The organism is Microcystis sp. Msp_OC_L_20101000_S702 (assembly GCF_007095705.1).
GTDB classification, from domain to species: Bacteria; Cyanobacteriota; Cyanobacteriia; order Cyanobacteriales; family Microcystaceae; genus Microcystis; species Microcystis ichthyoblabe_A.
In genome coordinates this window covers 1-10,423 of sequence record NZ_SFBO01000199.1, presented here as the reverse complement: position 1 = coordinate 10,423, position 10,423 = coordinate 1, and the positions used below count along the sequence as shown (strand labels likewise).

Annotated in this window: 10 protein-coding genes; 6 read left to right on the top strand and 4 right to left on the bottom strand. The window is 44.1% G+C overall.

Annotated elements, in window-relative coordinates; genetic code table 11:
- Nucleotides 1–318: 318 nt before the first annotated feature.
- Nucleotides 319–1,206 carry a 7,8-didemethyl-8-hydroxy-5-deazariboflavin synthase subunit CofG gene (gene cofG / locus EWV60_RS20495; protein ID WP_287234358.1) on the bottom strand — a complete coding sequence of 296 codons (888 nt, stop codon included), beginning with the start codon at nt 1,204–1,206 and terminating at the stop codon, nt 319–321.
- A 112-nt stretch (nt 1,207–1,318) separates the two neighbouring features.
- Between cofG and EWV60_RS20490 the strand changes: the two genes are divergently transcribed.
- Nucleotides 1,319–2,983 carry a transglutaminase domain-containing protein gene (locus EWV60_RS20490; RefSeq protein ID WP_287234356.1) on the top strand — a complete coding sequence of 555 codons (1,665 nt, stop codon included), beginning with the start codon at nt 1,319–1,321 and terminating at the stop codon, nt 2,981–2,983.
- On the opposite strand, the gene EWV60_RS20485 is transcribed toward EWV60_RS20490, so the two are convergent.
- The 3 genes from EWV60_RS20485 to EWV60_RS20475 all read right to left on the bottom strand — a co-directional run bounded on the left by EWV60_RS20485 (nt 2,980) and on the right by EWV60_RS20475 (nt 4,300).
- Nucleotides 2,980–3,246 (bottom strand): hypothetical protein, encoded by a 267-nt coding sequence (locus EWV60_RS20485; protein ID WP_002773759.1) that lies wholly within the window; start codon nt 3,244–3,246, stop codon nt 2,980–2,982. The two genes, EWV60_RS20490 and EWV60_RS20485, sit on opposite strands and share 4 nt — an antisense overlap.
- Before the next feature lie 204 nt (nt 3,247–3,450).
- Nucleotides 3,451–4,038 carry a hypothetical protein gene (locus EWV60_RS20480; protein WP_002738075.1) on the bottom strand — a complete coding sequence of 196 codons (588 nt, stop codon included), beginning with the start codon at nt 4,036–4,038 and terminating at the stop codon, nt 3,451–3,453.
- Nucleotides 4,028–4,300: a hypothetical protein gene (locus EWV60_RS20475; protein WP_287234351.1), complete on the bottom strand. Its 273-nt coding sequence runs from the start codon at nt 4,298–4,300 to the stop codon at nt 4,028–4,030. Before EWV60_RS20475 ends, EWV60_RS20480 begins: the two co-directional genes overlap by 11 nt.
- A 236-nt stretch (nt 4,301–4,536) precedes the next feature.
- Here EWV60_RS20475 and EWV60_RS20470 point away from each other — a divergent pair, with 236 nt between their 5' ends.
- The 5 genes from EWV60_RS20470 to EWV60_RS20450 all read left to right on the top strand — a co-directional run bounded on the left by EWV60_RS20470 (nt 4,537) and on the right by EWV60_RS20450 (nt 9,990).
- A complete protein-coding gene (locus tag EWV60_RS20470; protein ID WP_502705840.1) occupies nt 4,537–5,307 on the top strand; it encodes a sirohydrochlorin chelatase in 771 nt (256 codons plus the stop codon).
- Nucleotides 5,304–5,768 carry a 2-amino-4-hydroxy-6-hydroxymethyldihydropteridine diphosphokinase gene (folK, locus tag EWV60_RS20465; protein WP_287234361.1) on the top strand — a complete coding sequence of 155 codons (465 nt, stop codon included), beginning with the start codon at nt 5,304–5,306 and terminating at the stop codon, nt 5,766–5,768. The genes EWV60_RS20470 and folK overlap by 4 nt, the downstream gene beginning before the upstream one ends.
- A 157-nt stretch (nt 5,769–5,925) precedes the next feature.
- A complete protein-coding gene (locus EWV60_RS20460) occupies nt 5,926–7,290 on the top strand; it encodes a GTP-binding protein (protein ID WP_287234349.1) in 1,365 nt (454 codons plus the stop codon).
- 139 nt (nt 7,291–7,429) lie between these two features.
- Nucleotides 7,430–7,951: a hypothetical protein gene (locus EWV60_RS20455; protein ID WP_287234346.1), complete on the top strand. Its 522-nt coding sequence runs from the start codon at nt 7,430–7,432 to the stop codon at nt 7,949–7,951.
- A 185-nt stretch (nt 7,952–8,136) separates the two neighbouring features.
- Nucleotides 8,137–9,990, top strand: a complete 1,854-nt coding sequence (locus EWV60_RS20450; protein ID WP_287234344.1) for a peptidoglycan D,D-transpeptidase FtsI family protein — start codon at nt 8,137–8,139, stop codon at nt 9,988–9,990.
- Nucleotides 9,991–10,423 lie beyond the last annotated feature (433 nt).

Here is a 10,423-nt window from a genome sequence, read left to right as displayed (position 1 = left end):
TGGCTCTCGGGGTTTAGGTCTCTAATCAATCTCATTGTATTTTCCTGCTGCTTCGTTTTTTTATGTATTATACTTCTTAATTTTTTATTTGGGTAATTAATTTTGCATGACTACTTAGAACCCCCCAAAAGCTTGGATTGAGTGATAAAATCGGAAGTAATGCCCAATCTTAGCCGAGAGTTTCCCCGTAAAAATCCCAATTGCTAGATTTACAAAAACGAGATGCAGCCTCGGTCGAATGAATAATAATCAATTATGCGGTATTAAGTAAGGCGTGTTAAATGGCATTAATAGTGCTATCTTTTCCCTGATTAATGTTTACTGATAAACCGGTAGTCGCGCCTTTAATTCCCAGCCATAAACTGCTAAAAATTCCTTTAATTTATCGGGGTGTAAATGGAGGTAATCGGGATTAACTTCATCGATAGGGCCAATACCGCCTAAATCCCGCGCTCCTGCAGCTAAACAATCCAAGAGAAAAAGAGGATCGGGTACTAAATTCGGGGGAATTTGAATAACAATATCTGGGGGCAAAATTTCCCTAGCTTGTCTAACCAGATCGGGTAATTTTTGCAGATCAAAAGGGTTATTTTGCCACTGTTCTCTTTTACCCGGATTGTAGGGTTGTAGGATCACTTCTTGAATATGTCCCCAACGTTGATGAATAGTGGCAATAGTTTCTAAGGTCACTAAGCGATCGCATTCTGTTTCACCAATTCCTAATAATAAACCCGTGGTAAAAGGAATTGCTAATTCTCCCGCCCATTGTAACTGCTCTAAGCGCAAGGATGGCACTTTACTGGCGGCATGACGATGGACAGTATCTAATAAAGTCACCGTCATTTGTTCTAACATTATACCCATAGATAGATTGACATTTTTTAGTTTTTCCATCTCAGCCAAAGTTAAAATTCCCGCATTGGTATGGGGATAAAAACCCATATTTAAAGCCAATTCTCCCAAATTATAAATATGCCGAAACCATAACTCTCGATTGGCTGCTAAAGGATGAACTTCGCCGCTAAGAATTAAAATTTCCGTAATTTCCGAACCCTGCAAAGCAGTTAAAATCTCTTTTGCCTTGTCTAAACTTAACCAGCCATCAGTGCCTAAATCCCTGCGAAAATTACAATAACTGCAACGATTGAAACACTCGTAGGTAGGTACAAGGGTATGAGAGGGACTATAGGTGACAATTCTTGACATTTTTTTCAGAATTGGAGTTCATTACGAGCATTCAAGGGCGAGAAAATTTGCTATCGTGGGGAGAATTGCTGTTTTATTCACTTAAAAACGCTCTCCCTTTTCGTTTCCTCCTATGATTTTCGATCCTGCCAGTCTTCCCTCCCATCGTCAAACGATTCGCCCGATTAGCGCCACAGCCCTGCACGGAATTGTATTTCAAGATAACAAATTAATCGCTATCGACGCAAAAAACGGCTATTTATACCAAATTGCCCTCGATACTGGTCATACAAGCGTACTTAATTCCCATCGCTGGCAAGAATTCGTCGGGACGACGGGATTGGCAATCGATGATCAAAATAACCTCTGGTTTACTACCCGCGAAAATCTCTACTGCTGCACTCTCGAAGATTTTACTCCGAAATTTTTTACCCGTCTTCCCTACACCGCTAACGGAGTCGCCGTAACCGGTAACACAATTTATGTCACTTGTCAACGTTCTGGACAAATCTTTATATTTGATCGCCAATCGGGACAGGAAATTACTCGTTTGTACGCACCTGGTATCGGCATCGAAAATATCACCATTCGCGGGGAAGAACTTTGGTTAACGGATACCCTAGAACAAACGGTTTACTGTCTTGATCGCGCCACGGGAGAACAGCTTTTTAGCATGATAACTCCTTTTGAATCGCCGACGGGATTAGCATTTTATCGCGATGCTAACAGTGGCAAGGATATATTATATGTGGCCTATGCTTTCCAAGAACCCTGTATCCGCGATAATCCCAATTCTGAACAAGTTCACGAACTTAGTTATCGTCCGCGTACTTTTGTCCATCCTCTATATTTTCACTACGATCCCGCTAAAAAATACACCCTTTCTAACGGTTATCTGATTGAATTATCCTACGTCGAGGAATTAGAACCCCTCTATAATATCGAACTCAAAAATGTGGAATGGCGCATCGCTTTACCCTTAGAAACACCGCGGCAAAAAATTCGCAGCGTCGAAGCGGTGGGATTGCCTTTTATTGAAGAAATTCAGGACGGGCAGCGGGTGGCAGTATTTAAGTTCGAGCAAATAACCGGCAAACAACGTCATATTTTTGGGTGGAAAGTAGTCTTAGAAGTATGGGGTATTAAATACCAAATTACCCCCCAAGATTGCGAAGATTTACCCCCCTTACCCGCCGATTTTCCCGATCGCTATTTGATCGATAATGATGATCTGGCCATGAGTACAGAAATTATCCTCAATGCTGCCGAAGAAGCGACCGGTCGGGAAACCAATCTGCTCCGAAAAGTTTATAGTATTCGTAATTACGTCTATGATCAGCTTTCCTACGGTATCAAACCCAACATCGACACCCCTGATATTGCCCTGCGGCGCGGAGTCGGTTCCTGTGGGGAATATGTCGGTTTATTATTGGCTTTGTGTCGTCTCAATGGTATTGCTTGTCGCACGGTAGGACGTTATAAATGCCCACCCCATCCCCTCGAACGTAATTTACCCCTCGAACCAGATTACAATCACGTCTGGATGGAATTTTATCTTCCCTCTATCGGTTGGGTTCCCATGGAGTCCAATCCCGATGATATTTTTGAAGGCGGTCCCTATCCCAATCGTTTCTTTATGGGTTTAGCTTGGTATCACACGGAAATTGCCAAAGATATCCCCTTTGAACGAATGCTCAGTGAAGGACAACCGGTGTTAAAAACCCAAGTTCCCATCGGCGATTTAGCGATTAATCACGTTCAATTCATCATTCTTGAGGAATTAGCCCCAAAAGACTAGAATTTTGAGCCATCGTCTAGGATGCCCATTTCTCTGTCTCTTTCTTCTTTGAGTTCTTTGACCATTTGTAAACCCGCACCCACACAGAAGCCCAGGGCTGCCCCCGCACCAGCAAAATAACGTCCATAGATGATTTGATAGTGATGGGGATTTCTATAGTTGACTTGGCTGGGATTGCGTTCAATGCGGCTAATGCCATAACCGATACCAGCACCAACTAAAGCCGTTACTAGGCCTGAAAATAGAACTAGACGAAGGTTCATGATCTTATCTCCCGATGGACTCTGACTTTAGATTATCGCTGAAAATTAGTTAATGGCAAGCTATCGCAATAATTCGTTATCAAGTGAACCAAATCGCCCACAAAGCTAGAACTGTGGATAGGAAACCATAGGATTTATCGAATCGTCAAAAAACCAATCTTTCCCTATAGGTAGTTATTGGTAAAAGTTAAGGTGATTTATCTATTACCAGACTTTTTTTACTCCTGTAGGTAAACCAACTCGCATAAAAAATCTAGCGAAAGCTTGAGATAAATGTTCACGATAGGGAGGACGTAAACGAAGTCGAGGTTGCTGTTTATTTTGCAAGAAGGATTCCAAAAAAGTCCTCGGTAAAGTGTACACATCATGAAAATCAACTATTCGATGAGTTAATTTTAGGTTGCCGATTTCCCCTTCGTTGAGCATAGAAAGATTCCATATATAACCATTTTTAATATCATCACAATATCTCCCCCACGCCTTGGCCGTAGGATTTTGTTTCATATTGTTCATTGTCTGTTCCCAATATTCTTGATATTGACTGAGAGCAAAGTGAGGGGAAAGGATGACATTATTGACTTTCTTGTTTTCTAAGTCGCAGCCTTGGGTGATAACAACCAGATCAATCTCAGCTACTTCCACTAAGGATCGAAGGGTTTCAATTTCTGTTTGATTGCTTACCTCAACAGATTTAGAAGCCCAACGAACCACAGGACAATTAAGAATAATATCCCCTTGGGTTAACTCAACATTTGCATCTACCGCCTCATACCAAAGGTCATTAGTTATCATCTTCGATTCGAGACTTATCAATTATAACACAAGGTTTCCAAGTGGATTTTTCCTGAGATTTAATGTTTACTTCTTCGGAAAATAAGATTTTCGGTTGATGAGAAACTACAAAAACTCCCCGACAATCCAGTTCATCATCATCATCTTCTGCTGCGTCTATCCAGCAAGATTCTGATGATAAAACTGTAGGTAATTTTACCACTTCTATTAGGGGTGGTTGTTCGTAGGAGGGTAATTGTTTACTGTCTGTTTCCACTTTCACGTTAACTGCCTCGTTGACTAAGTTGGGCGATTAATTAGGTTATACCTCAATATCTAGGCTAACTCAAGCCGGCGGGCCGATTTGCTCACACTTTACATCGCGTAAAATGGTAGCACTTCCCACCAATGGGGACGTTTTCCCGCTTACCAGCTAAATCGAGAATATCAGGGGCATTTATGCCTAAAGGGAGAGAAAATGTATTAGGCTAAAAACTAAACTATTTTGGCCAGATTTCTTTGAAGACCTCCTCAGCCTATTTATTGGTTTTCCACGGTAGTCGCGATCCGCGTCCAGCCATGGCGGTGACGCAATTAGCAGCCTTAGTTCAGGAAAAAATTAGTCAACCCGCCGAAAGATTGGCGAGTAAATCGGAGTTTAGCCCATCTATAGCGGTTCTAGAAGCAGATAATCGGGTATTAGTAGGGACTGCCGCCCTAGAATTAGCGATAACACCTCTCCATCAACAAATAGAAGCTTTTGCCCAACAAGCACAAAGCCAAGGATGTAACCGGTTGCAGATTATCCCCCTGTTTCTCCTGTCGGGGGTTCACGTTAAAGAAGATATTCCCGCAGCCGTGGCCAAAGTGCGATCGCCAATTAAGCTAGAGTTAAAGCCCCATTTAGGCAGTTATCAGGGCATAAAATCGCTGTTATCCCGACAATTTGCTGATTTAAGCCCCCAAGACCGCATTTTACTATCCCACGGTAGTCGTCGCTCCGGGGGTAATCGGGAGGTGGAAAATCTAGCGGCGTTTTTTGGAGCAATTACAGCCTATTGGTCGATAGAACCGAGTTTACCCCGACAAATCGAGAGTTTAATCGCTCAAGGTAGCCAAAAAATCGCTATACTGCCCTATTTCCTCTTTGCTGGTGGAATTACGGATGCGATCGAAGCCCAAGTTTTTGAACTATCACAAAAGCATCCAAATGTCAATATATTTTTAGGTAAATCTTTGGGAGCGACGGGGGAATTAGCCGAGATTATTGTTGAGGAAGGATGTGGATGAAGCGAGCAGCGATCGCTCTGGGCAGTAATTTAGGAGATTCAGCGACAATTTTAGGGCAAGCTTTAGGGGAATTAGAGCGAGTCAAAGGAATTAAACTAGAAGCTCATTCCCAATGGTATCAAACCGCGGCCGTCGGGCCGCCTCAGCCAGATTATCTCAACGGTGGCGCCATTGTGCAAGTGGATTTATCGCCCCTAGATTTACTGCATAAATTATTAGAAATCGAGCAGTTATTCGGGAGAGTCCGACGGGAAAGATGGGGACCGCGTACCCTCGATTTAGACTTAATATTTTATGATGACCTGATCTTAGAAACACCCGAATTACAGATACCCCATCCCCGCTGCCGAGAAAGGGCTTTTGTGCTGCTTCCCCTGGCAGAAATTGCCCCCGATTGGCGAGATCCCGTAACCGGAAAAACTATCCTTCAGCTATTGGGTCAATTGGGATTGGCGGAGTAGGATGTTAGGTGTTAGGGTTTTAGTGGAAAACTTCGCTAATTTCTTTTCACTGATTACTGAAAAGTCTTCCCCTGGCCCCAGATAACCTCATCTCAGTTACCGCCCCGAAACTCTACAATAAAGGCAGCAGCATCAATAAACAGTTAAAAAATCAACCGTGACCAAGACCCCATCCCTCGAGGAAACTCATTACAATCAGGCTAAGGCTAGTTTACAACAGGCCTTAACTTGGTATGCCAGTTTTCGCCGCCATTGGAATTATCCCCCCGATCCCCAACTTCAGGCCGCCGTTAAACAGGATTTGCAGTCCTTAAAATCGGCCTTGGATAAACTGGATGAAACGGTGATTCGGGTGGCGGCCTTCGGGTTAGTCAGTCGCGGTAAATCCTCGGTGGTAAACGCTTTAGTCGGTCAAAAAGTCCTGACAACTGGCCCCCTGCACGGGGTGACACGCTGGCCGCGATCGGTGCGTTGGACACCAGCCACGGGTAAAATTCAGATAGAATTAATCGATACCCCCGGATTGGATGAGATTGAAGGGGAAGCGCGGGCGAATATGGCCAGGGAAGTCGCTAAAAGTGCCGATTTGATTTTATTTATCGTCGCCGGGGATATTACCCGCACCGAATACGAGGCCTTGGCAGAATTGCGCCAGGCGAAAAAACCGATTATTTTGGTGTTTAATAAGATTGATCTCTATCCAGAAGCTGATCGCCGTCAGATTTTTCAGCAGTTACAGAGATTAGGAACCAATCGAGACGAAAAAACGTTAGAAGATTTGTTAACTAGCGATGAGATAGTTATGGTAGCCGCCGAACCGCAACCGATTCCTGTCCGGGTGGAATACCCCGATGGGAGCGTGGTGACTGAGTGGGAAACCCCTCCCCCCCAAATTGAGGAGCTGCAAGATAAACTCTTAACGATTTTAAATCGGGAAGGGCGATCGCTGCTGGCCTTAAATGCTTTAGTGCAGGGGCAAGAAGCGGAGGAAAATATCGCTAGAAAAACCCTGGAACTCCGGGACAGTCAAGCGGAGGAAATTATCTGGCAATACGCAAAATATAAGGCTTTAGCGATTGCGGCCAATCCGATCGCTATTTTAGACCTACTAGGGGCTTCAATCGTCGATTTGACTCTAGTTCGGGCTTTAGCTCGTTTGTACGGCCTGCCAATTACCAGTCACCAAGCTGGTCAACTCTGGCGGACTCTACTTTTGAGCAGTGGGGGGTTGCTGGTGGGGGAAATCCTCAGCACTGTGATTATCGGTTTGGGCAAAACGGCAGCGGCAGCGGCGAGTATTTTTGAAAATCCCACCTCTTTAACTCTCTACGGTAGCACCGCTCTCCTACAGGGAGCAATTGCTGCTTATGGAACCTATATCATCGGGAAAGCCGCTAAAATCTATCTAGAACGCGGTTGTAGTTGGGGGGCATCTGGACCGAGTACGGTGATTAATCAAATTCTCGCTCAAGTTCATCCGCAAACTATCTTATATCGTTTACGTCTAGAGCTAGAACAGTGATTTTAAGGTAAAAAGGAAAAAGGAAAAAAGGCGACAGTGATCAATTAAATATTTCCGACTGACTACTGATGACCGACTCCTAATTTTAGAAACTTAATTTTTGACAACGACCACTAGCTAGAAATGTTGAGAGAAAATCATGTCTGCTGCCCATAATTCTTATATTCCCCTTCCCGTTTCTCGCCCAAAAAGCCAAGGCAGTCAGCCTCGTCCCCAGTCACCAGTAAATCAGACGACCCCAACAGTAAAACCGACGACTAAATCGGTGGTGAGAGTTCCCGTGGCCCCAACACAAAAACAATTAGCCTCGCGTCAATTACGTTTCCTTTGCCTCCTAGAAAGAATAGTAGCTGTGATTACTTTTTGTCTGTTGGGTTCGACTCTGGGAATATATGCTTGGACGGTATATATTCCCAAGGTTTGGGACAAAGAATTTGGTAAACTGGAAACACTGCAACGTCACGAGCGCCATCTTTTGTCCACCAATGAAACCCTTAAACATCAACTAGCTGAACAAGCAGAAAAACCCGAAACCGGATTAACTCATCCCCAACCCTTCCAAACTATCTTTTTACAGCGTAAATCTGCTCCTAACCTGAAACAGTATCCCGCTTCTCAATCCCAATCTACCGTCAATTCTCAACCCAGAAGTGCCTATTAACAGTTATCAGTTATCAGTTATCAGTGGGTAAGTTAAAAGTTATCAGATGTGAGTTTTTAAGTGTGCAGTATTAAATAGAAGTTTCCTACTGTCTTTTTACCGATCACTGATTACTATTTACTGATCACTGTTTACTGATCACTGATCACTGTTTACTGATAACTGATAACTGAAAGATACTGCTCATGACTGACACAAAAAGACCCCAATTTAGAAGCAAAGAAACTCGATCGCCCTCGGGCAGGATTCGGGACAGAAAGTCCTATTTAAACGACAAAAAACGGCAACAACAGTCAAAAAAAATGCCTGTGAGTAACGGGCGATTGATGGCGGTGTGGTTGGTTTTAGTCATGGGTATTGTGGGTTTAGCCTGGCGCTTGTACCAATTGCAAATAGTCCAAGCGCAGGAATTGCAAAAAAGAGCCAGACAACAGCAAACTACCAGTATTAGACCCTATATTCCCCGGCGGGCGATCGTCGATAGTAATGGTAATGTTTTAGCGACTGATCGCTTGATTTATACTCTTTATGTACACCCAAAACTGTTTGCTATTCCCCCGGCAGAAGTGGCTGATAAATTAGCTCCTTTATTAAATATTCCTACTAATCAACTGATTCAAAGATTTAAAGAAAAAGAAACAGGAATTCGTTTAGCCAATCAATTAACCGAATCCGTGGCTAGGGGCTTAAAACAATTATCTCTTGATGGTGTAGAATTAGAGGAAAAATACGCTCGTTATTATCCCCAAGACGATGTGGCAGCCGACGTGATTGGCTATGTAGATAAAGAACATCGTGGCCAGGCAGGATTAGAGAGAGGTTCCAGTCAGTTATTAGAAAGAGATCCTTTTTCTGTCAATACAAGACGCATGGGAGACGGGCGAATTTTACCGGCTTTTGTTCCCGATGGTATCTTTCAATTTGATGAATTACAGTTAGAAGTAACCCTCGATTTAAAACTACAAAGAGCAGCCCGGACAGCCTTGCGGGAACAGCTAAAGAAATTTAATGCTAAACGGGGGGCTGTCATCGTTATGGACTCCCTTGATGGTTCTCTTTTAGCCCTAGTTTGTGAGCCAACTTTTAACCCCAATGAATACTATAAAGCCAATGTGGCTCTATTTAAAAATTGGACCGTAGCCGATCAGTACGAACCGGGGTCAACTTTTAAACCAATTATTATCGCCCTGGCCATGGAAGCAGGGGCAGTTAAAGCTAATACGGTAGTCAATGATCCGGGGGCGATTACTGTCGGTCCCTGGACGATTAAAAATGCCTCTAAACAGGGTAATGGGGCGCTAGATATGGCCCAAGTTCTGCAAACCTCTAGTAACGTGGCTATGGTGCAAATTGCCCAAAAAATGAGGCGAGTTGATTTCTATAAAAGTTTATTAGGATTGAAAATAAATCAAAGGGTTGGTGTAGATTTACCCGGAGAAGTGGCAGGATATCTCAAACCCGAACCAGAATTTCTGGATAATGCCATTGAATCGGCCACCGCTTCCTTTGGTCAAGGTTTATCCCTAACGCCTTTAAAGTTAGTACAATTGCACGGTGCGCTGGCCAATGGTGGCACCCTGGTGACTCCCCATGTGATCAAAGGATTAGCCGACGACCGCGGCCGTTTGCACTGGCGGCCCGATTATCCCAGCAAAAAAGTCTTTTCTCCCACCGTGGCCCGGCAAGTGGTGGAAATGATGGAAACCGTCGTTAGCAAGGGGACGGGGGTAGCAGCCCAAATCCCTGGTTATCGCATCGGAGGTAAAACGGGAACCGCACAAAAAGCTAGTCCGACGGGGGGTTATCTACCTAACGCCAAAATTACCAGTTTTGTGGCGATTTTACCGATCGAATCGCCCCGTTATGTGGTTTTGGTGGTGGTGGATGAACCCAAGGGTGCGAATACTTTTGGCTCCACTGTGGCCGCTCCCGTGGCAAAAACGGTGATGAATACGCTCATTTCCCTCAAAGGTATCCCCCCCACCTACAAGGTCGCTCCGGCGGGTTCTGCGACCAATAAACCCCCGCGGCACGATTAATTTAAGTCTTGAGGAGAAAAGCCGCTAAATTGTCCGGTAACTCCCATTCTAAATAGGGTCTGCTGAAAAAGTTTTTCGTGGGTGTGGGGTGTAGGGTTTTACCGATTTTGAGGTAGTCAGTTATCTAATTTTCAGGGAAAAAGTCCTGGAATTTTACCCCCGATCACTGTAAGGGTCGGCACTTTTTGAGGGAAAAAAAGTCTAAAAGCCTTATCTAACAAGGTTTTTAGATTTATTCAGCCAGCCCTAAATAGGGTTTGCTGAATAAATTTGAAATGTAGGCAAAGTAAGGGTTTTGGGGCTTTTCTCGCGAAACAGGTGCAAGATTTTGAGAGAATCGTCGTTCAAAACCTTGCGTCTTCATCGGCCCGCGTCCTGTAGGGGCGAAGCATTCGGGCAATAACCTATCGGTGAAAACGTAGATTTTCTATCC

Excerpts from the sequence above, each read along its gene's own strand:
- cofG (WP_287234358.1), bottom strand. The coding sequence starts at position 1,206 with ATGTCAAGAATTGTCACCTATAGTCCCTCTCATACCCTTGTACCTACC.
- EWV60_RS20490 (WP_287234356.1), top strand. The coding sequence starts at position 1,319 with ATGATTTTCGATCCTGCCAGTCTTCCCTCCCATCGTCAAACGATTCGC.
- EWV60_RS20485 (WP_002773759.1), bottom strand. The coding sequence starts at position 3,246 with ATGAACCTTCGTCTAGTTCTATTTTCAGGCCTAGTAACGGCTTTAGTT.
- EWV60_RS20480 (WP_002738075.1), bottom strand. The coding sequence starts at position 4,038 with ATGATAACTAATGACCTTTGGTATGAGGCGGTAGATGCAAATGTTGAG.
- folK (WP_287234361.1), top strand. The coding sequence starts at position 5,304 with ATGAAGCGAGCAGCGATCGCTCTGGGCAGTAATTTAGGAGATTCAGCG.
- EWV60_RS20455 (WP_287234346.1), top strand. The coding sequence starts at position 7,430 with ATGTCTGCTGCCCATAATTCTTATATTCCCCTTCCCGTTTCTCGCCCA.
- EWV60_RS20450 (WP_287234344.1), top strand. The coding sequence starts at position 8,137 with ATGACTGACACAAAAAGACCCCAATTTAGAAGCAAAGAAACTCGATCG.